Raw genomic sequence first — 20,927 nt, 5'->3', positions numbered from 1 at the left:
TCCTCTCTTCCTTCATTCTATTCCATTATACTAGCTCACGATCCCAGTGACGATGCGTTGCAATAGCTTCACTGAACTCTTTCACGAATGTATTCATATCTTTACCAGTGACTACTCCTGGTTGACCTACTAAGTCGTTATTCTCTAGCCACTTCATCCCTTCATGCGTTCCACCGATCGGTTTAAAGTGTGAGAATGCTTCATTGATAAAGTAATTAGCGGATTGATAGAATCCTTTGCTTTCCTGATTTCCACCAACCGCATAAATAGCATCAAATAAAACGGATTCGCTTGTAAGGAACGTATGATCAATTTCAGCCTCGGCTCCGTCAGTGGCTTTTTTCACACCACGTTTGTCACTAATGAGCTCAGGCTTAATGCCTTTTTCTTTAAGCTCATTAAGCACTTGTATGAGTTCTTCTCCATTAAATCCATCGTCTACAATGACACCTACTTTTCTAGTATCCGCAGTAAATGTTGTATTTAGTTGGCTAAGCGCAGGTGATGTCTTCGTGATATCTGATCCACCTTTTGTAGGTTCTTTAGCTCCAACATTCTGAGCAACGGTTTGAGCAAGGTCAAGGTTGATATTCGAAAGCATATCGACCACTTGTTGCTGAACTGACTTACTCTTTAGCTTGCCGAGCTCAAAGCTAAAGGCATTCTTGATATGTTCTTTCTCCACATCACTCATGCTGTTATAGAAAAGAACCGCTTGAGAGAAATGGTCTTTAAAACTTTCACTGCGTGCGCGAACCTTATGACCTTCTACTTTCTCCTGATAATGAACATAGCCACCCTCTTCTTCTGTAGCTGGTTCTGGCTGATTATCTGCAAGAGAATTTTTGTGATAGCTTACTTGACCTTTGTTAATTGTTTGACGCATAAAGCCATCACGCTGATTGTTAAAGAACGGGCAAACAGGTCGATTAATCGGCAATTCATGATAATTTGCACTTCCGAAACGATTGATTTGTGTATCTGTATAAGAGAACAAGCGCCCTTGAAGTAGCGGGTCATTGGAAAAGTCGATGCCTTTTACGACATTACCAGGATGAAAAGCAACCTGTTCGTTTTCAGCAAATACGTTCTCGACATTTCGGTTTAATGTCATTTTCCCAACGATTTTTACAGGGATATCTTCTTCTGGCCAAATCTTAGTTGGATCAAGAACATCAAAGTCAAAGTTAAATTCATCTTCTTCTTTGATAATTTGCACGCCTAGTTCCCACTCAGGATAGTCGCCATTTTCAATGGACTCATATAAGTCTCCGCGGTGGAAATCAGCATCTTTGCCTGAGATTTTTTGCGCTTCATCCCACACGAGCGAGTGTACGCCCAACTTTGGTTTCCAGTGAAACTTAATAAACCGCGCTTCTCCTTTTGCATTCACAAACCGGAATGTATGAACGCCAAAACCTTCCATCATACGTAGGCTTCGAGGGATCGCTCTGTCTGACATTGCCCATAGCGCCATGTGTGCTGATTCTTGATTGTTAGCAATAAAGTCCCAGAACGTATCATGAGCAGAGGCAGCTTGCGGCATACCGTTATGAGGTTCAGGTTTGACCGCATGAATTAAGTCAGGGAATTTAATGGCATCCTGAATGAAAAAGACTGGAATGTTATTCCCAACTAAATCGTAGTTCCCTTCATCTGTATAGAACCGCGTTGAGAATCCTCTCACATCTCGAACCGTTTCAGAAGAACCTTTTGAACCTGCCACCGTTGAAAATCGAACAAATACTGGCGTTTTTCTGGAAGGATCTTTTAAGAATTCTGCATCCGTATACTCTTCCAATGAATCATATACTTCAAATTCACCATGAGCGGAAAATCCTCTTGCGTGTACGACACGTTCAGGGATACGCTCATGGTCGAAATGCGTCATTTTTTCTCTGAAATGAAAATCTTCCATCAATGTCGGTCCGCGTTCACCGGCTTTAAGGGAAAATTCATCTTCCGAAACTTTCAGGCCCTGATTTGTCGTCATTTTCCCTTTATCATTTGTGCTATATTGTTCTAGTTGTTCTTTTTTCTTATTGTCTTCACTCACAGTAATACCTCCCGCTAATATATGTAAAATCTTATATAGGAAGGTTCCCCTAATAAAGTAAGATCAAACCATATTTTAGATTATTAGCTATTCTTTACTATGCTCGATTATTCAATCTGATTGGTCTATAAAACCATACTCGCATTAATCTACATTTCTCAATTCATGATATTTCACATAGACGAAGCAAGCATACAGCACAACTAGAAACGCACCGCCTGACATGATATGTTGAATGCCAATACCTGCTGAGAGAAGAAGGGAAGTCATCGCATAGCTAACAGGAATAAGCCCCATTGAAGCTAAAGACAGCAAACCCATTACTCGCCCTAGCACTTTCTCTTGGATCAATGACTGAATTGCAGAAAATAAAGGGATGTTACTTCCAGAAAGACACACCCCAAAAATAACCAGCATGACAATACTTACCCATAGCTCCGTCGAGAAACTCAGACCTATAAAAGCACAACCAGAAATGATTAACGCAAGCAAAGCTACTTTTCCTCGTCCTTTCATTAGATTAAGAATACCGATTACTACTGCCCCAATTAACATTCCAATCGCCGCCCCGGCTTCCATTAAACTGAAAGCAAATGCATCTCCATTTAAGACTGTTTTCACAAAAAGAGGTAGCCCCATGGAAAGTGGTCCAACGAGAAATAGATTCATAAAGACCGTTGTTAGTACAACTACCACCAGAATCCTAGATTCTTTCACATAGAGAAGACCTTCTTTAAAAGTTTCAAAAAAAGTTTGGTCTTGATGATTCTGTTCTGCTTCTTGTTTTGGGATTTTCATCAAATAAATCAATACGCTTCCAAGAAAAAGCATTAGCGCTGTTACAGCGAAGACGATTTCATAGCTTCCAAAAGCAATAAGTAATCCTGCGAGCATAGGTGCAATAATAAACGATGCCTGGTTAGTCATTTGAATAATTGAATTGCCTCGAGTCAGATTTTCTTTTCGAATAATCGATGGGATCACAGCGCTCTCTGCTGCCCAGAAAAAAGCATCTAAAATTCCAAAGAAGAAGGCAACTCCAACAAATGTCCAAAGAGTGATATCTCCAAATATAAACCAGAGTACTAAACCACTAAGAAGGACCCCTCTTGAAAAATCAGATAAGAACATGATCTTCGTCTTACTCATGCGATCCGCTACCGTGCCACTTATCACCATAAATACTAGTCTTGGAATACTTGAAGCAATGTAAATGAGTCCGAGTGAAGCTTCAAGATTTAAAACATTCACCACGTACCAGCTCTCAGCAAAAAGAAAGAAGGAAATGCCAAAGCTTGATAAAAACGCTGCCGCCCATAAAAGAAGGAAATTTTTATTTTTAAATATGGAGTCAATCTTGTCTGCTTTTACATCCGGCATTCTTTCCATAACATTTTCTTTCATCGCCATTACTAACACCCCTGCTGTTTTGATACTTTAAGTGTAGCGAATCATAGAAAGCTAGACGATGACCCTCAGTTTGATAAGTACTCCGTCTTAAGACTGATTTAGAAAAAAATCCCTTTTGGAACAAAACAAAAAGCATCCTCTTGGCTCATCACCAAGAGAATGCTTTTGAACTTCAATCCGGAAATACCGGACGGAAGGGGAGCATGAATTACATCATGCCGCCCATACCGCCCATTCCACCCATGCCGCCCATATCAGGCATGCCACCGCCGCCTGCATTTTCTTCAGGCTTATCTGCGATTACTGCTTCTGTAGTAAGAATCATAGCAGATACGGATGCTGCATTTTGTAGAGCAGAACGAGTTACTTTTGTAGGGTCAACGATACCAGCGTCAACCATGTTTACCCACTCACCAGTAAGAGCGTTAAAGCCAATACCGATTTTCTCGCCTTTAAGGCGCTCAACCACAACAGATCCTTCAAGACCAGCGTTGTGAGAGATCTGACGGATTGGCTCTTCTAGTGCACGAAGAACAATCTTAACGCCAGTTGCTTCATCTCCAGAAGCTTCTACAGCTTGAACAGCCTTAACGACGTTCACTAGCGCTGTACCACCACCGGATACGATTCCTTCTTCAACCGCTGCGCGAGTTGAGTTAAGAGCATCTTCAATGCGAAGTTTACGCTCTTTCAATTCAGTTTCAGTTGCCGCACCAACTTTGATGACAGCTACGCCGCCAGCAAGCTTAGCAAGACGTTCCTGAAGCTTTTCTTTATCGAACTCAGAAGTTGTTTCTTCTAGCTGAGCTTTGATTTGGTTTACGCGACCAGCAATTTTATCAGTTTCGCCAGAGCCTTCAACGATTGTTGTATTTTCTTTCGTTACAACAACTTTAGAAGCGCGACCAAGCTGAGTCATGTTCGCTTGTTTAAGATCAAGACCAAGATCTTCTGTAATCACTTCAGCGCCAGTAAGTGTACCGATGTCTTCAAGCATTGCTTTACGACGGTCACCGAAGCCAGGAGCTTTAACTGCTACTGCGTTAAATGTTCCACGAAGCTTGTTCACAACGAGTGTTGCAAGTGCTTCACCTTCAACGTCTTCAGCAATCATAAGAAGTGGTTTACCTTGTTGAACCACTTGCTCAAGCACTGGAAGAACATCTTGGATGCTTGCAATTTTCTTATCAGTGATAAGGATATAAGGATCTTCTAGAACAGCTTCCATTTTGTCGGAGTCTGTAACCATGTAAGGAGATGCATATCCACGATCGAACTGCATACCTTCTACTACTTCTAGCTCAGTAGCAAATCCTTTTGATTCTTCAACAGTGATAACGCCGTCGTTACCAACGCGCTCCATTGCTTCAGCGATCAATTGACCTACTTCTTCGTCAGCAGCAGAGATTGACGCAACTTGTGCGATTGACTCTTTGCCTTCGATTGGCTTAGAAATGTTTTTAAGTTCTTCAACAGCAGCTCTAGTTGCTTTCTCAATTCCTTTACGGATAACCATTGGGTTCGCACCAGATGCTACGTTTTTAAGACCTTCACGTACCATAGCTTGCGCAAGAACGGTTGCAGTTGTTGTACCGTCACCGGCAACGTCATTTGTTTTGCTAGCTACTTCAGCGACAAGCTTTGCACCCATGTTTTCGAATGCATCTTCAAGCTCGATTTCTTTCGCGATCGTTACACCATCATTTGTGATAAGTGGAGATCCGAATTTCTTCTCGAGGACAACGTTACGTCCTTTTGGTCCGAGTGTAACTTTAACTGCGTTCGCAAGAGAATCAACACCGCGAAGCATTGCGCGACGGGCTTCTTCACTGAACTTAATATCTTTTGCCATTTGTTACCCTCCTAAATGTATGTAGTATTTTTTATTTTTGTTTTTACTTGCCTACGACTGCAAGAATATCGTTCTCACGAAGAATCAAATACTCTTTACCGTCATACTTTACTTCAGTACCAGCATACTTACTGTAAATAACAGCGTCGCCTTCTGATACTTCAAGAGCTACACGCTCTCCACCATCAGTTAGTGCACCGCTACCTACAGACACGACGCGACCTTCCTGTGGCTTTTCTTTCGCAGAATCTGGAAGTACGATCCCACTAGACGTTTTTTCTTCTAATTGAATTGGTTCGATGACTACTCGATCACCTAAAGGCTTTAACAACTCAAACACCCTCCTCAGATGGAAATTATGGTTTGATTCGTTTTTTAGCACTCACCATCATCGAGTGCTAACACATGTATATAATAAATAATTCACTATTCTTTTGCAAGTACTTAAGTTGATTTTTTTTTCAGTTTTTTCTTTTCTCCTTTACTCGTCACTATGTGACATAAACTGATAAGACTTATGGCCTGTTTTTCGATTATATTCGATATGGCTATATAAACCAGTTATACGAAGTCTTATGAACGGCATTCCCTTAAGAAAGTGTGTTAAACTAATACGAGTATGCAAAATGCCATTTACGGCATGCAAACCATTAAAAGGAGTTATGCTTCTTGGCCAAACATTATTGGACTATATTGATTACTTATATTGTAATGCAGCTCTCAGGATTAGTAGGCGTTCCCCTACTTCAGGAATTAAACATCCCTGATCCAGTCGTCACTTGGTCTGTCTTTAGTTTTCTGACAGCACTGATTATCATGCTATTTCTTCTCCGTTCCACTCCGGACGTCCCTTTTGAACGCTCAACGCGCGTCTCTCCTGGTCAGGCGGTTGGATGGAGCATTCTAGGCGTATTCATGGCTTATGCTTCCCAAATTATTGCTGCAATGATCGAAATGAACGTATTTGGGATTGATCCTGGTTCTGAAAACACAGAAATGCTGATAGAAGTCGCAAAAGCGGCACCTGTTTTTATTATTGTGACATCAATTATCGGACCAATTCTTGAGGAAATTGTTTTCCGAAAAGTTATTTTCGGTTCGTTATACAAACGATTTAATTTTTGGATTGCCGGCATACTCAGCTCTGTTATTTTTGCAGCGATTCATTTTGACTTTTCTCATATTCTTATTTATACAGCAATGGGACTCACCTTCGCCTTTCTTTATGTAAAAACGAAGCGTCTGATTGTACCAATCATTGCTCATATGACGATGAATACTTTTGTTGTATTAATTAACGTCTATTTTGCTGATGATATTATGGAGATGGAAAAGCAGCTGAACGAGATGCAATCGTTTATTGGAGGACTCTTTTCATGAAACTTTCACCAATTGTAATGGGTTTTTTCTACTTGGGACTTGGCTCCCTCTTCACCTACCTGGCGATTCAAAGCGCTAGTAGTAACGGGGAAATATGGAGTTTTTATACCATTCTGCTGATGGTTCTCGCTACGGTAGATTTTGTTTATGCTATTCGTTTCTTCGTCTTGAAAAGAAGGATAACGGAACTAAAGAAAAAAGATGATAACGAAAAGCGATAGGGGCTTCCCCTATCGCTTTTTATTTGCATTTAATTATTGCTCTCTTCCTGAGCTTCCTCAAGGATCCGTTTTGCTTCAGCCTGCAATCTTTTACGGTAGCCATATCGTGACACAATGATACTAAATTCATACAGAAGTAACAGCGGTACTGTAACCATAAGATGTGAAATGATTTCAGGTGGTGTAATCATCCCCGCTATAACAAGAAGGACAAAATAGGCATACTTTCGAATCTGTACAAGCATAGCTGGATTTAACATACCAAGCCTTGTAAAGAAAAGAACGATGACTGGCAACTGAAAAACAAACCCAAATGGGAGCGTTAATTGAAACAAAAAGCTGAAATATTGATTCGCTCCATACATTTCTTGAATGTTAAGACTTTGAGCAAGATTCCCTACAAAATCGATGACAAAAGGAAATAAAACAAAGTAGGAAAAGGATACACCACCAAGAAACAAAATAAACACTGCGGGAATATACGATAGTGTCACTTTCCGTTCGTGTTCAAATAATCCTGGTGAAATAAATGCCCACAGCTGATAAAGCGCCAGTGGAGATGTCATAATAAAAGCAATTAAAAAAGCGAAGCTGAAATACACTTTCAATGGGTCAGTCAGATGAAACGCGTTCATCGGTATACCCTGCGCTTCAGGAGCATGTTGCAAGAACACAATGACTGGCTTAGCCAGAAACAGCCCCGCAATAAAGGAAAGAATTAAGAAAACGACTGTAATAATAATCCGTTTTCTTAATTCTTCTAAATGATCATAGATGGATTGCTTCTGATCCTCCATTCACTATCCGTCCTAACCGATTACTTGTCGTTATTTTTCTTTTCGTTTGGTTCATCATCATCCGCTAAACCTTTTGTTGCATTTTTAAATTCACGAAGCGTATTTCCTGCAGCTTTACCAAGCTCAGGTAATTTCTTAGGTCCAAAAATAATTAAAGCAACCACAGCAACTAAAGCGATACTTGCGCCACCCATTCCCATGCGTGTCACCTCCTTAACATGTCGTTATACTGGATAATGTTTCATGAAATAAACTAGTGCTTGTAACTCAACTGCAAGATCAATATGATGCACTCGAATGTGATCCGGCACCGTTAATCGTGCCGGCGTAAAGTTTAATATTCCTTTTATTCCTGTTTGATCCATCTGATCGGCAATCGATTGAGCAACATGAACTGGTACGGTTAAGATAACGACGGAAACGTCATTTTCTCTCAGCCGCTTTTGAAACTCGTCGATATGATAGACTGGAACGCCACCAATCTCCTGTCCTACTTTTTCAGAGTCTGCGTCAAAAGCAAGTTCGATCTTTGTATTATTATTTTTAATGAAATTGTAGTGCAGGAAAGCCGTTCCAAGATTACCTACACCAATAAGCGCGACTTTTGTCGTTTCATCCTGATCAAGCGTCTTACTAAAAAAGGATAACAAATAATGAACATTGTACCCATAGCCTTTTTTACCAAGAGCACCAAAATAACTGAAATCTCTTCGAATTGTAGCAGAATCGACCTTGATGGCATCGCTAAGCTCTGCTGACGAAACGCGTTGTTTACCTGATGCACTTAAATTTTTTAAATATCGATAATAGAGCGGCAGTCTTTTTGCTGTCGCCTGCGGAATTTTTGTCTGATCAATATCCATACACTACCTCCATATTGATCTCCGCGCTCCATCGTCACGTTATTCGCGCGCATAATCCCCGCTTTTACCTCCTGTTTTAGTAACAAGATAGGTTTCCCCGATAACGATGCCTTTATCCACCGCTTTACACATATCATATACCGTCAATGCTGCTGCCGAGGCTGCCGTCAGCGCTTCCATTTCAACGCCAGTACTTCCGCTCGTCTTCACATGAGCCTCAATAATTAGCTCATAGGCTTGCGATTTCTCCTGCCAGTTAAAATGAAGGTCAACGCCAGAAAGCGCTATCGGATGACACATGGGGATGAGATCAGATGTTTTTTTTGCTGCCATAATTCCGGCAATTTGAGCGACTTCAAGCACATCGCCTTTCTTCATCGTTCCTGATTGAATACCAGAATAGATGTCTTCACTCACCTTTACGCTCGTTCGTGCTGTTGCAGTCCGAACGGAGGGAGTTTTATCAGAAATGTCGACCATTCTTGCGCGGCCTTCTTCATTAAAGTGAGTAAATGAACTCATATTTGCCCCTTTCCTCATCCGAAGATGATAGAAGGATAATGCTGCTACTTGTGACTATACACCATTTCTTTCGATTTTGCTGTTTTTTTGATGACTTTTTTTGTTAACTCATGCACATTCCTTTAGTTGCTCAGCTCGTCCTCTCTGCGGTAAACTTAAAGGAAACTCGGATAATGCCGAACTATCGGTGATACACCAGGAAATAACCTTTCCTTACTAACCGTTTTTCACGGATTTAAGGAAGGAAATAGAGGTGAAAGAACATGATCGTATTGCAAGTTAATGGACTCACCAAATCATTTGGTGCTGATACCATTTTATCGAATATTAAATTAGAAGTACAATCACGAGACCGTGTAGCACTTGTCGGACGTAATGGCGCAGGCAAGTCCACCCTTCTCAAGATGATAACAGGTCAGCTTTCCTATGATTCAGGAGACATTATTAAGCCGAAAGGTGTTTCCATCGGCTATATGGCGCAGGATACAGGTTTAGAATCAGATTTATCAATCTGGGAAGAAATGCTTGGCGTCTTCAATCGTTTGCGAAAAATGGAATCTGAACTCAGGAGTTACGAGCAGAAGATGGGCAATCCTGATGTTTACGAGAATGAAACTGAATATGAACGAATTTTAAAAGAATACGATGAACTTCAAGTCGCCTTTAAAGATCAGGGCGGATACAAATACGAAGCAGACATTCGTACGGTTTTACATGGACTCAACTTCAAAGACTTTGATTACAGCACAAAAATCTCAACGTTAAGTGGCGGTCAGAAAACACGCCTTGCCCTTGGTAAGCTTTTACTAACAAAACCAGAATTACTTATTCTAGATGAGCCCACTAACCACCTGGACATCGAAACACTTACTTGGCTTGAAGGCTATCTTCAAAACTATTCTGGTGCCTTATTAATCGTCTCTCACGACCGTTATTTTCTCGATAAAATTGTAAATAAAGTTTATGAAGTATCACGTCATCGTGCGGAAAGATTTGAAGGTAACTACAGTTATTACCTTGATGAAAAAGAACAACGGTATGAACAGCAATTGAAAGAGTTTGAGAAGCAACAAAAAGAAATTGCCAAACTTGAGGAGTTTGTTCAGAAGAATATCGTTCGCGCCTCAACTACAAAACGAGCCCAAAGTCGGCGCAAGCAACTTGATCGAATGGAGCGACTAGATAAACCAAAAGGCGACGAGAAATCTGCTAATATTACGTTCGGGATCGATAAGCAAACTGGTAACGACGTCTTAACGCTAAGAGAACTAGCGATTGGCTATCCAAATAACACCATAAACGACAACCTAACATTTGATTTGAAGCGCCAGGAGAGCGTTGCGCTTGTAGGGCCAAACGGAATTGGGAAATCAACTCTACTTAAAGCAATCGTATCAGGTGAAACTCTCCTCAATGGTGATATTCACTATGGCAGCAATGTTCAAATTGGCTTCTATGACCAGGAACAAACCAATCTTCACTCGAATAAAACCGTCTTAAAGGAACTATGGGATGACTTCCCACTAACAGACGAGAAAGACATTAGAGCAGTTTTAGGACGCTTTCTTTTCACTGGTGACGACGTTTTGAAGAATGTCTCTGATTTAAGTGGGGGCGAAAAAGGGCGCCTAGCACTTTCCAAGTTGATGATGCAAAAATCAAATCTACTAATACTGGATGAGCCAACAAACCATCTAGACCTAGATAGTAAGGAAATTCTTGAAGAAGCACTTATTCAATTTCCCGGTACAATCCTATTTGTCTCGCACGACAGATATTTTATTAACAGAATCGCGACGCGCGTCATTGAACTTTCAACTGATGGCGTAACACCTTATCTAGGTGATTACGATTACTATGTTGAGAAAAAACAAGAGCTTGCTGAATTAGCAGCTCTTGAGCAACCAAAGAACAATGTCACACAAGATGCTCCATCTGCCAAATCAACATTTCAGCAGGATAAGGAAACGAAGCGCCAGGAACGACAAATGCAAAGACGAATTGAAGAAATTGAAAAAGAGGTCGACAATGCTGAAGTTCGCATCGCAGAAATAGAAGAAGAGCTTTGCATTCCAGAAGTTTTTGAAGATCATGAAAAAGTAATGAAATTAAATGAAGAAATGGATCATCTTCGTCACCAAACGGAAACTCTCATGGAAGAATGGGAGCAACTACAAGAAGCATAAGAAAAAACAGTCCACTGTGGACTGTTTTTTTATTAGGTAAGAATTTTCCGACATATTCACACTATCCACAAACTTATGCACAATTAATCACCTGTTATGACTAATTCCCTAAAAACTATCAACATTATCCACAAAATGACCACTTTCCAAGAAACGGCGAGGGAATCCCTTTCCTCTCCTTATATCCACATTATCCACCATCGTGTGGATAACTGTTCTCATTAAAACACCTCACCTTAAACATGAAAAGAACGTCTGTTTAGCTTTCTGATAAATGGGTGGTTTTTCTTCAAATAAAAAAACCGGGATTAGATTCCCAGTTCTAATCCCGGATTTGCGTTAAGTTGTAAGCTAGATCTCTTCCCTTTACGATAAGCTATCGTTCCAGCTGCTGCAATCATAGCTGCATTATCAGTACAATAATAAAGTGGCGGAATCACAAGCTCTGTCTCACTGCCATTGAATGCTTCTGTTAGAGAACTTCTGAGTCCTCTATTGGCAGCTACACCACCAGCAAGTACAACCTGTTTCACACCATACTCTTTTGCTGCTCGTAAAGTTTTAGTAACAAGAACTTCTACGACCGAAGCTTGAAAACTTGCCGCAAGATCCTCAGGCTTTAACTCTTCGTTTCTTTGCTTCGCATTATGAACAGTATTAATAACCGCGGATTTCAAGCCACTAAAACTAAAATCATAAGAACCTTTTTCAAGCCAGGCACGAGGAAGAGGGACGGATTCCTCGCCTTCCGCGGCTAGTCGATCAATATGCGGTCCGCCTGGATAAGGTAGCTGAAGCGTTCTTGCTACTTTATCATAGGCCTCACCCGCTGCATCATCACGCGTTTCTCCTATTACCTCAAACTCACCTTCAGATGGCATATAAACAAGCTCTGTATGGCCTCCTGAGACGACGAGAGCAAGCAGTGGATATGTTAGCTCTGCTACAAGCTGATTCGCGTATATGTGCCCAGCAATATGATGAGTACCGATCAGCGGTTTTTGATGAGCGAAAGCAAGTGCTTTTGCTGTATTCACACCTATTAAGAGTGCCCCCACTAATCCTGGGCCTTCCGTTACAGCAATCCCATCAATATCGTCCATTGTAACGTTTGCCTCGTCCAATGCTTCTCCTAAAATCAGCGTCATCTGCTCTACATGATGTCTTGAAGCAATTTCTGGTACGACCCCACCAAACCGTTTATGACTTTCAATTTGAGAAGCCACGACATTGGCCAAAACTTCTTTCCCATTTCTTACAATCGCTACTGCCGTTTCATCACAGCTCGTTTCAATACCAAGTATTAATTCATTTTTATTTTCCATTAAAATTCACCCACATAACTAGCGCATCCTCATGATTATCAGTGTAATAATTTTTGCGGATGCCGCCTTCTTCAAATCCAAATTTCCGATACAAGTTTTGCGCAACTTTATTAGATACGCGAACTTCCAAAGTCATGGTCAACGCTCCACGTAATTTCGCAAAATGAATGGCTTTCTTAAGTAGTGCTTCTCCTAGCTTCATTCCTCTATAGTCCGGATGAAGCGCTATGTTTGTAATATGTGCTTCATCGATGATGACCCACACACCACAATATCCCGCTATTTCTTCCCCAACCTCGAGCAATAGATAAGTAGCAAAATGGTTAATTACAATTTCATTATAGAAAGCGGATTTGCTCCAAGGCGTAGGGAACGTTGCATGCTCAATTCGCATGACAGCTTCTATATCTTCAATCGTCATCGATCGAAACGATACCGTCTCATTCATCGTTAATCCCCTACTTTTTCTGTGAAGCCAGCCATTTCGCTTCAGCTTCAGCCATTCTTACATAGTTTGGTGTAAACTGATGGACATCTTCTACCGGTTCTTTACAAGACCCTAATCTTGCAAGATCAGAAGGACGAGCATTCAAGCTGCTACTCGGTGCAAAAGTTGCTTTCTCTCCTAAAATCGCTTCGATTTGTTCCTTGTGTAGATTTAAATCGCCACTAATAAATAAGAAGCGCTCATAGCGATCTTTATTCTCTTTCAACCAGTCTTCAAATAGGACGATATGATCGTCGGTTTCTCTCTCGACTTCTATTCCATTTGCTCGATATACGCTCATATAGACCTGTCCTCGTCTAGCATCAAAAAAGGGAATGATAGCTCCAGCAAAATAACGGCCGTTCTGGCCCAGAACTTCTAAACTCGAAACCCCCACAAGTGGAATGTTTAATGTCCAAGCAAGCGTCTTAGCTATACTAATACCAATACGAAGACCTGTATAAGAACCTGGTCCCTCCGCTACTACAATACGATCAAGGTCAATAGGCTTTAATTGAACTTCTTCTAGCAATTGCTCAATAGCAGGCATCAACCGAACCGAGTGGTTTTTCTTTATATTTGTTATGATTTCTCCAACAATCGTGCCCTCCACCATAACGGAGACACCCATACAATAATTCGAAGAATCAATGGCTAGTACTCTCATGTTGCAACTCCTTACATAACGACTCATAAAAAGGACCAAAGGGTCTCAATATTAGCCGACGTTCTGATTCTCTTTGATGATAAATTTCAACTCTGAGTAGTTCCTTTGGAAGCATGTCCTGAATGAATTTTGCCCATTCCACTACAGTGACACCTTCCCCTTCAAAGTATTCGCTAAAACCAAGGTCTTCATCACTCTCTTCTAGACGATATGCGTCCATATGAAACAGAGGAATCGTACCTTCATATTCTTTTATTATCGTAAAAGTAGGGCTGTTTACCACTTTCGTAACCCCTAGTCCTTTTCCGATTCCTTTTGTAAATGTTGTCTTGCCAGCACCTAGATCTCCTTCAAGTGTTAATACACTGCCTGGCTTAAGCTTTTCAGCAAGCTTTCTACCAAACTCCATCGTTTCATCTGGAGACTTCATGATGAAAGCATATCCACTCATGGTCATCACCTATTCCTTAGACGAGAAGTGATTGTAACCCTTCTTGTCCAGTTTGAATTTTTGATCTTTATAATTCATCCATACACTTGTCCGCTTATCCTCTACATAACCAATCCGATAAATTTCTTCATCGTGCGCCTCGAAAAGTTCTACAACCTTTTCCCAATTCTCCTCAGCAACTGTTCCGATAAGTTCATAATCTTCTCCACCATTTAACATCCATTCTAACCGCTGAAAGGAAGAATAAGCATCGAAGCCCTCAGGAGCTGGAATCGTATCCTGATTCAGTATAATAGAAACGCCACTTGCTTCAGCTAACTCATGGGACTCACTTGCAATTCCATCACTAACATCATTTAATGAAATCCGGTACCCACTTTTGGCGAGAATACGTCCTTGCTTTATTCTCGGACTAGGTTCTTGATGATATTTTACATATGGGGCTTCATTCCCTTCCCCTTCAAGCAAAGAAGAAAGTCCAGCAGCTGATCCACCGACAGGTCCAGTAAGAAAGACAATATCTCCAGCTCGCGCATTACTTCTCAGAAGTTTGCGTCCTTTCTCGATTTTACCAATCACAGTAATTGCAATGTGAAGATCGCTTCGCGTCGAGACTGTATCTCCGCCGATCATATCTATTTCATAGTCATCAGCAATTTCTTTCATACCTTTATAAATTTCTTTCAGCTGCTTAGACGACCAGCCTGTCTGAGGTACTGATATCGATACAAGGTAAAACATCGGAATTCCGCCCATAGCAGCGATATCACTTATATTGACGGCAAGCGCTTTTCTGCCAATTTGAAAAGGGGAGAGCGTACTTTTTTTAAAATGGATTCCTTCCACCATTGTATCCGCACAGGCGATTTCATCCCAGTCTGATCCAATACGATAAAGAGCAGCATCGTCTCCAATCCCTTGAATCAATTCTTCACGAAATGTATAAGCTGGCTTAATGGATTGAATAAATGCAAATTCATCTTTCACCAAACTCATCTCTCTTTCTATTTTATAAAAAAACCTTAGGAATTTCATCCTAAGGTGCTTTTTCTATCAGTTTATCTTACTTAACGACAAATTCACATGTTTGTTTAGAAAAACTTCTATTTTCCCTAAGGTTTATAGAAAAAAAAACGATTTTAGAGTATAAAAAAAAAGCGATTCTATCGCTCTATTAGAAATGGCGGTCTCGACGGGAATCGAACCCGCGATCTCCTGCGTGACAGGCAGGCATGTTAACCGCTACACCACGAGACCAGTATGCAATGTTTGAACAATATACACTTACGATTGTGAGAAATAATACCAAGTTATCAGTTTAGGTTGCCCCTAAAGGGACTACAATAAAAATTTAACAAGGAAGATTAATCGACGTAGGTAAATTTTTGGTTGCGGGGGCAGGATTTGAACCTGCGACCTTTGGGTTATGAGCCCAACGAGCTACCGAACTGCTCCACCCCGCGACGATATAAAAAAATAATTTGTGCCTGCTTCTTTATGCAGTGCACTGTTTCTTCCTCTGCAAGATTATGCTACGATGCGTATCCGTCGAAACAACTCGATGTTGTTTCATTGAAGTAACGCTCGTTGCTCCACCCCGCGACGATATAAAAGAACTTAATATGTCTCTCGGACACAAATACTACTATACCAGATAAATGTAATGAATGCAACCTTTAGGAGAAAAAGAAAAATCCCTCCTATTAGAGGGATTTTTCCACAGCATTTTTGAATGCATCTACAATATCATTTTCGTTTTCAATTCCTACAGAAATACGGACGAGCTGCTTATTGATCCCCAGCTTCTGTCTAGTATCTTCAGGTACTGTTCGGTGGGAGGTGGCAATGGGATAAGAAACGGTAGTATCTAATCCAGCCAGAGTCGGTATAATCTTCACCCATCCTAGTGACTTGAAGAACGATTTCACATTGGTTTCTTCCTCTAATTCAATGGAAACCATTGCCCCAGATCCTCTTTCAGCTACATATGCTGGATAATATACATTCTTTATGCCTTTAACGTCTTTGAGTTGGCTTGCAAGAAATGCAGCATTCCTAACATGCCGTTCCATTCGTACACTCATCGTTTTTAACCCACGGCACCCTAGCCACGCTTCGAATGGACTAAGGTTAGCACCAAGGTTAATCACTTTGGCTTTTGCTTTAGCCATAAGATCTTCTCTGCCTACTAGTACGCCTGCTGTTACATCACTATGTCCGCCAATGTATTTTGTTGCGCTATGTACAACAAGATCAATTCCAACTTGATAAGGTTGAAGAAGATACGGAGTAGCAAACGTATTATCTATCATTGTAATTAGTTCATGCTTTTCACCAAGTTCTTTAAGAAGGGTTAGATCCTCTACTCTTAATAGCGGGTTTGTTACTGATTCCGTATAAAGTAACTTTGTGTTTGGACGTATGGCATGCTCAATTTTTTCTTTGTCAGTAAAATCAACAAAAGAAACTTCTATGCCGAAGTCAGGGAGTTCTTCATTAAAAAGAGAGTATGTACCTCCGTATAGATCTTCACAAGCCACAATGTGGTCGCCAGCCTTAACAACAGCAAGTACTCCTGCAAGAATAGCAGATAAACCTGAAGAAGTTGCAATCCCTTTAGGAGCCCCCTCAAGGTCTGCTACACCCATTCCAAGATCATCTGTATTCGGATTGCTAACACGCGTATACAAATAGTCTTTTTTACCTTCATAAAAAGATTCCAAATCATCGAGATCTTCAAAAACAAAGGCAGAGGTCTGATAAATCGGTTGAACCTTACTAACTGTATCTGCTTTCGTCTTTCGTGGAAAACGTACTGCTTTTGTATCAAAATGAAAATCCATTTATTTTCCCCTTCCTCTAAATAAAATTCTTTTTCATTAACTGTACGTGTTCTAGAGAGTAATTTCAAGAAATACGGTTCGAAATTTTCAATTAATTATTCTTATTAAGCACCACATTCTGGCTGGATAGAATTAAAATGCTTACTCGCATGCGGTTATTTCGCGATACCTTATATAATTCCGCGAAAATCAAATTTATTCCGCGCTTTTCCATGATAATTCCGCGAATTTGAGATTAATTCCGCGAACGTAAAAACCATACAAAAAAAAGCGAGAAACCCTCAGGTCTCTCGCCTTTCATCTTGTGCCCAGCGACGTCCTACTCTTGCAGGGGGAGATCCCCCAACTACCATCGGCACTCGAGCTTAACTTCCGTGTTCTCATACGGGGCGCGATAAGCGGCGAACTTCTTCGTCAGCTGCGCGATGCCAGATCCTCATGGATCTCTCGAATATCCACTCCGGTCTGACATCGCTTGCTTCCTCGAATTTCTTGCTTCTCCCACCCCTACGTAGCTTTCGAAGAAGTTTTGATTGTCTCACATGAAGCTTTTTTCTCTTGCGAGTTTTCTTCACTTTATCAATACAAAAAAGTGAGAAACCATTTGGTCTCTCACTTTTCTTCAATTGCCCAGCGACGTCCTACTCTTGCAGGGGGAGATCCCCCAACTACCATCGGCGCTGAAGAGCTTAACTTCCGTGTTCGGCATGGGAACGGGTGTGACCTCTTCGCCATCATCACTAGACTAACAGGATGTTAGCCGTTCGGTGTTCACCACAGGACGTGGTGGCACTTAATCGAACTTCCTTATTTCAGGTGTTCCCTGAAAACTAGATAGCACGCACAACGTATTCCAATTTAATCGGTTAAGCCCTCGATCGATTAGTATTCGTCAGCTCCACGTGTTGCCACGCTTCCACCCCGAACCTATCTACCTCATCATCTCTAAGGGATCTTACCAGCTTAATGCTGTGGGAAATCTCATCTCGAGGGGGGCTTCATGCTTAGATGCTTTCAGCACTTATCCCTTCCACACGTAGCTACCCAGCTATGCTCCTGGCGGAACAACTGGTACACCAGCGGTGTGTCCATCCCGGTCCTCTCGTACTAAGGACAGCTCCTCTCAAATTTCCTGCGCCCGCGACGGATAGGGACCGAACTGTCTCACGACGTTCTGAACCCAGCTCGCGTACCGCTTTAATGGGCGAACAGCCCAACCCTTGGGACCTACTTCAGCCCCAGGATGCGATGAGCCGACATCGAGGTGCCAAACCTCCCCGTCGATGTGGACTCTTGGGGGAGATAAGCCTGTTATCCCCAGGGTAGCTTTTATCCGTTGAGCGATGGCCCTTCCATGCGGAACCACCGGATCACTAAGCCCGACTTTCGTCCCTGCTCGACTTGTAGGTCTCGCAGTCAAGCTCCCTTGTGCCTTTACACTCTGCGAATGATTTCCAACCATTCTGAGGGAACCTTTGGGCGCCTCCGTTACACTTTAGGAGGCGACCGCCCCAGTCAAACTGCCCACCTGACACTGTCTCCGCACCGGATCACGGTGCTGGGTTAGAATGTCAGTACAGCCAGGGTAGTATCCCACCGACGCCTCCATCGAACCTGGCGGTCCGACTTCTATGGCTCCTACCTATCCTGTACAAGCTGTACCAAAATCCAATATCAGGCTACAGTAAAGCTCCATGGGGTCTTTCCGTCCTGTCGCGGGTAACCTGCATCTTCACAGGTACTATAATTTCACCGGGTCTCTCGTTGAGACAGTATCCAAGTCGTTGCACCTTTCGTGCGGGTCGGAACTTACCCGACAAGGAATTTCGCTACCTTAGGACCGTTATAGTTACGGCCGCCGTTTACTGGGGCTTCGATTCAGAGCTTCTCCCGTAAGGGATAACCCCTCCTCTTAACCTTCCAGCACCGGGCAGGTGTCAGCCCCTATACTTCGCCTTACGGCTTTGCAGAGACCTGTGTTTTTGCTAAACAGTCGCTTGGATCTTTTCACTGCGGCTCCCCTGGGCTATAAACCCGAGGAAGCACCCCTTCTCCCGAAGTTACGGGGTCATTTTGCCGAGTTCCTTAACGAGAGTTCTCCCGATCGTCTTAGGATTCTCTCCTCGCCTACCTGTGTCGGTTTGCGGTACGGGCACCTTTTTCCTCACTAGAGGCTTTTCTTGGCAGCGTAGAATCAAGGACTTCGGTACTAAATTTCCCTCGCCATCACGACTCAGCCTTCATGGTGAACGGATTTGCCTATTCACCAGCCTAATCGCTTGGACGCGCATTTCCAGCAGCGCGCTCTCCCTATCTTTCTGCGTCCCCCCGTCGTTCAAACGGAAAGGAGGTGGTACAGGAATATCAACCTGTTATCCATCGCCTACGCCTTTCGGCCTCGGCTTAGGTCCCGACTAACCCTGAGCGGACGAGCCTTCCTCAGGAAACCTTGGGCTTTCGACGGACAAGATTCTCACTTGTCTTTCGCTACTCATACCGGCATTCTCACTTCTAAGCGCTCCACCAGTCCTTTCGGTCTGACTTCACAGCCCTTAGAACGCTCTCCTACCATTGTCGTAAGACAATCCACAGCTTCGGTGATACGTTTAGCCCCGGTACATTTTCGGCGCAGCGTCACTCGACCAGTGAGCTATTACGCATTCTTTAAATGATGGCTGCTTCTAAGCCAACATCCTGGTTGTCTAAGCAACGCCACATCCTTTTCCACTTAACGTATACTTTGGGACCTTAGCTGGTGGTCTGGGCTGTTTCCCTCTCGACTACGGATCTTATCACTCGCAGTCTGACTCCCGCGGATAAATCGTTGGCATTCGGAGTTTGACTGGATTCGGTAATCCGGTAAGGACCCCTAGTCCAATCAGTGCTCTACCTCCAAGATTCTTGCCGCGAGGCTAGCCCTAAAGCTATTTCGGAGAGAACCAGCTATCTCCAGGTTCGATTGGCATTTCACCGCTACCCACACCTCATCCCCGCATTTTTCAACATGCGTGGGTTCGGGCCTCCATTCAGTGTTACCTGAACTTCACCCTGGACATGGGTAGATCACCTGGTTTCGGGTCTACGACCACGTACTATTTCGCCCTATTCAGACTCGCTTTCGCTGCGGCTCCGCCTTCTCAGCTTAACCTCGCACGGGATCGTAACTCGCCGGTTCATTCTACAAAAGGCACGCTGTCACCCATTAACGGGCTCCAACTAGTTGTAGGCACACGGTTTCAGGTTCTTTTTCACTCCCCTTCCGGGGTGCTTTTCACCTTTCCCTCACGGTACTGGTTCACTATCGGTCACTAGAGAGTATTTAGCCTTGGGAGATGGTCCTCCCGGATTCCGACGGGGTTTCACGTGTCCCGCCGTACTCAGGATCCGTCTCGGAGGGCATCGGATTTTGACTACAGGATTGTTACCTTCTCTGATGGACCTTTCCAGGTCGCTTCGTCTATCCGTGCCTTTGTAACTCCAAAGAGACGTCCTACAACCCCAGAGGGCAAGCCCTCTGGTTTGGGCTGATTCCGTTTCGCTCGCCGCTACTCAGGAAATCGCGTTTGCTTTCTCTTCCTCCGGGTAATGAGATGTTTCAGTTCCCCGGGTCTGCCTTCCATTCCCTATGTATTCAGAAATGGATACCATCCTATTAAAGATGGTGGGTTCCCCCATTCGGAAATCTCCGGATCAAAGCGTACTTACAGCTCCCCGAAGCATATCGGTGTTCGTCCCGTCCTTCTTAGGCTTCTAGTGCCAAGGCATCCACCGTGCGCCCTTAGTAGCTTAACCTTCGATTTGTTAGGCATTACTGCCATAACGCATCAGTTATTACTAAGTTATTGCATAAAAATAATTATTGGATGT

17 protein-coding genes, 2 tRNA genes and 2 rRNA genes are annotated in these 20,927 nt (G+C 42.6%); 3 read left to right on the top strand and 18 right to left on the bottom strand.

What is annotated here, in order from left to right; all coding sequences use genetic code 11:
• Window positions 1–25: 25 nt before the first annotated feature.
• From AC0VYO_RS01535 to groES, 4 genes are all read right to left on the bottom strand, one after another.
• On the bottom strand, window positions 26–2,056 hold the full coding sequence (locus tag AC0VYO_RS01535) for a catalase (protein WP_475366369.1): 2,031 nt from the start codon (window positions 2,054–2,056) through the stop codon (window positions 26–28).
• Between the two features lie 144 nt (window positions 2,057–2,200).
• Window positions 2,201–3,466: an MFS transporter gene (locus tag AC0VYO_RS01530; protein ID WP_475368304.1), complete on the bottom strand. Its 1,266-nt coding sequence runs from the start codon at window positions 3,464–3,466 to the stop codon at window positions 2,201–2,203.
• 208 nt (window positions 3,467–3,674) lie between these two features.
• Entirely contained in the window at window positions 3,675–5,318 is a 1,644-nt protein-coding gene (gene groL, locus AC0VYO_RS01525) for a chaperonin GroEL (protein ID WP_194222478.1), read from the bottom strand.
• A gap of 43 nt (window positions 5,319–5,361) precedes the next feature.
• Window positions 5,362–5,649: a co-chaperone GroES gene (gene groES, locus AC0VYO_RS01520; RefSeq protein WP_048313430.1), complete on the bottom strand. Its 288-nt coding sequence runs from the start codon at window positions 5,647–5,649 to the stop codon at window positions 5,362–5,364.
• Window positions 5,650–5,987: 338 nt separating this feature from the next.
• Between groES and AC0VYO_RS01515 the strand changes: the two genes are divergently transcribed.
• Window positions 5,988–6,698: a lysostaphin resistance A-like protein gene (locus AC0VYO_RS01515; protein ID WP_475368303.1), complete on the top strand. Its 711-nt coding sequence runs from the start codon at window positions 5,988–5,990 to the stop codon at window positions 6,696–6,698.
• The gene (locus tag AC0VYO_RS01510; RefSeq protein WP_430243538.1) at window positions 6,695–6,919 is read left to right on the top strand and encodes a YdiK family protein; all 225 of its coding nucleotides are present in this window, start codon (window positions 6,695–6,697) and stop codon (window positions 6,917–6,919) included. The genes AC0VYO_RS01515 and AC0VYO_RS01510 overlap by 4 nt, the downstream gene beginning before the upstream one ends.
• Window positions 6,920–6,948: 29 nt before the next feature.
• Here the strand turns inward: AC0VYO_RS01510 and tatC are convergent, their stop codons facing one another.
• The 4 genes from tatC to moaC are packed head-to-tail and all read right to left on the bottom strand — an operon-like array spanning window position 6,949 to window position 9,101.
• Window positions 6,949–7,716 (bottom strand): twin-arginine translocase subunit TatC, encoded by a 768-nt coding sequence (tatC, locus tag AC0VYO_RS01505; protein ID WP_194222481.1) that lies wholly within the window; start codon window positions 7,714–7,716, stop codon window positions 6,949–6,951.
• Between the two features lie 20 nt (window positions 7,717–7,736).
• A complete protein-coding gene (locus AC0VYO_RS01500; protein ID WP_475366327.1) occupies window positions 7,737–7,916 on the bottom strand; it encodes a twin-arginine translocase TatA/TatE family subunit in 180 nt (59 codons plus the stop codon).
• 24 nt (window positions 7,917–7,940) lie between these two features.
• Window positions 7,941–8,573: a redox-sensing transcriptional repressor Rex gene (locus tag AC0VYO_RS01495; RefSeq protein ID WP_194222549.1), complete on the bottom strand. Its 633-nt coding sequence runs from the start codon at window positions 8,571–8,573 to the stop codon at window positions 7,941–7,943.
• 45 nt (window positions 8,574–8,618) lie between these two features.
• A complete protein-coding gene (gene moaC, locus AC0VYO_RS01490; protein WP_475366326.1) occupies window positions 8,619–9,101 on the bottom strand; it encodes a cyclic pyranopterin monophosphate synthase MoaC in 483 nt (160 codons plus the stop codon).
• A gap of 263 nt (window positions 9,102–9,364) precedes the next feature.
• Here moaC and AC0VYO_RS01485 point away from each other — a divergent pair, with 263 nt between their 5' ends.
• On the top strand, window positions 9,365–11,287 hold the full coding sequence (locus AC0VYO_RS01485; protein WP_430243534.1) for an ABC-F family ATP-binding cassette domain-containing protein: 1,923 nt from the start codon (window positions 9,365–9,367) through the stop codon (window positions 11,285–11,287).
• A 308-nt stretch (window positions 11,288–11,595) separates the two neighbouring features.
• Here the strand turns inward: AC0VYO_RS01485 and tsaD are convergent, their stop codons facing one another.
• The 10 genes from tsaD to AC0VYO_RS01435 all read right to left on the bottom strand — a co-directional run bounded on the left by tsaD (window position 11,596) and on the right by AC0VYO_RS01435 (window position 20,852).
• Window positions 11,596–12,612, bottom strand: a complete 1,017-nt coding sequence (gene tsaD, locus AC0VYO_RS01480) for a tRNA (adenosine(37)-N6)-threonylcarbamoyltransferase complex transferase subunit TsaD (RefSeq protein ID WP_475366325.1) — start codon at window positions 12,610–12,612, stop codon at window positions 11,596–11,598.
• Window positions 12,602–13,060 (bottom strand): ribosomal protein S18-alanine N-acetyltransferase, encoded by a 459-nt coding sequence (rimI, locus tag AC0VYO_RS01475; protein ID WP_194222486.1) that lies wholly within the window; start codon window positions 13,058–13,060, stop codon window positions 12,602–12,604. The genes tsaD and rimI overlap by 11 nt, the downstream gene beginning before the upstream one ends.
• Before the next feature lie 10 nt (window positions 13,061–13,070).
• Complete coding sequence (gene tsaB, locus AC0VYO_RS01470; protein ID WP_475368302.1) at window positions 13,071–13,766, bottom strand: tRNA (adenosine(37)-N6)-threonylcarbamoyltransferase complex dimerization subunit type 1 TsaB; 696 nt, start codon at window positions 13,764–13,766, stop codon at window positions 13,071–13,073.
• Window positions 13,747–14,217 carry a tRNA (adenosine(37)-N6)-threonylcarbamoyltransferase complex ATPase subunit type 1 TsaE gene (gene tsaE / locus AC0VYO_RS01465; protein ID WP_430243528.1) on the bottom strand — a complete coding sequence of 157 codons (471 nt, stop codon included), beginning with the start codon at window positions 14,215–14,217 and terminating at the stop codon, window positions 13,747–13,749. The genes tsaB and tsaE overlap by 20 nt, the downstream gene beginning before the upstream one ends.
• Before the next feature lie 9 nt (window positions 14,218–14,226).
• Window positions 14,227–15,213 carry a thiamine-phosphate kinase gene (gene thiL / locus AC0VYO_RS01460; RefSeq protein ID WP_430243526.1) on the bottom strand — a complete coding sequence of 329 codons (987 nt, stop codon included), beginning with the start codon at window positions 15,211–15,213 and terminating at the stop codon, window positions 14,227–14,229.
• A 185-nt stretch (window positions 15,214–15,398) separates the two neighbouring features.
• Window positions 15,399–15,474, bottom strand: a tRNA-Asp gene (locus AC0VYO_RS01455).
• Window positions 15,475–15,603: 129 nt separating this feature from the next.
• Window positions 15,604–15,680: transfer RNA gene (locus AC0VYO_RS01450), tRNA-Met, on the bottom strand.
• Between the two features lie 240 nt (window positions 15,681–15,920).
• Window positions 15,921–17,060, bottom strand: a complete 1,140-nt coding sequence (locus AC0VYO_RS01445) for a trans-sulfuration enzyme family protein (RefSeq protein ID WP_430243525.1) — start codon at window positions 17,058–17,060, stop codon at window positions 15,921–15,923.
• 628 nt (window positions 17,061–17,688) lie between these two features.
• A 5S ribosomal RNA gene (gene rrf / locus AC0VYO_RS01440) occupies window positions 17,689–17,805 on the bottom strand.
• 117 nt (window positions 17,806–17,922) lie between these two features.
• Window positions 17,923–20,852: ribosomal RNA gene (locus tag AC0VYO_RS01435) — 23S ribosomal RNA — on the bottom strand.
• Window positions 20,853–20,927 lie beyond the last annotated feature (75 nt).

The organism is Anaerobacillus sp. 63XJN7_4_ISO-PGPR-S23-413 (genome assembly GCF_056173725.1).
Note: the sequence above shows the minus strand (reverse complement) of the source record. Positions and strands in the feature narration are given on the sequence as shown.

Bases quoted from the DNA above. Each gene is read 5' to 3' on its own strand.
- AC0VYO_RS01485 (WP_430243534.1), top strand. From the start codon at position 9,365: ATGATCGTATTGCAAGTTAATGGACTCACCAAATCATTTGGTGCTGAT.
- thiL (WP_430243526.1), bottom strand. From the start codon at position 15,213: ATGAGTTTGGTGAAAGATGAATTTGCATTTATTCAATCCATTAAGCCA.
- AC0VYO_RS01445 (WP_430243525.1), bottom strand. From the start codon at position 17,060: ATGGATTTTCATTTTGATACAAAAGCAGTACGTTTTCCACGAAAGACG.
- AC0VYO_RS01500 (WP_475366327.1), bottom strand. From the start codon at position 7,916: ATGGGAATGGGTGGCGCAAGTATCGCTTTAGTTGCTGTGGTTGCTTTA.
- AC0VYO_RS01510 (WP_430243538.1), top strand. From the start codon at position 6,695: ATGAAACTTTCACCAATTGTAATGGGTTTTTTCTACTTGGGACTTGGC.
- tatC (WP_194222481.1), bottom strand. From the start codon at position 7,716: ATGGAGGATCAGAAGCAATCCATCTATGATCATTTAGAAGAATTAAGA.
- AC0VYO_RS01530 (WP_475368304.1), bottom strand. From the start codon at position 3,466: ATGGCGATGAAAGAAAATGTTATGGAAAGAATGCCGGATGTAAAAGCA.
- rimI (WP_194222486.1), bottom strand. From the start codon at position 13,060: ATGAATGAGACGGTATCGTTTCGATCGATGACGATTGAAGATATAGAA.
- groL (WP_194222478.1), bottom strand. From the start codon at position 5,318: ATGGCAAAAGATATTAAGTTCAGTGAAGAAGCCCGTCGCGCAATGCTT.
- tsaB (WP_475368302.1), bottom strand. From the start codon at position 13,766: ATGAGAGTACTAGCCATTGATTCTTCGAATTATTGTATGGGTGTCTCC.
- moaC (WP_475366326.1), bottom strand. From the start codon at position 9,101: ATGAGTTCATTTACTCACTTTAATGAAGAAGGCCGCGCAAGAATGGTC.
- tsaD (WP_475366325.1), bottom strand. From the start codon at position 12,612: ATGGAAAATAAAAATGAATTAATACTTGGTATTGAAACGAGCTGTGAT.
- tsaE (WP_430243528.1), bottom strand. From the start codon at position 14,217: ATGAGTGGATATGCTTTCATCATGAAGTCTCCAGATGAAACGATGGAG.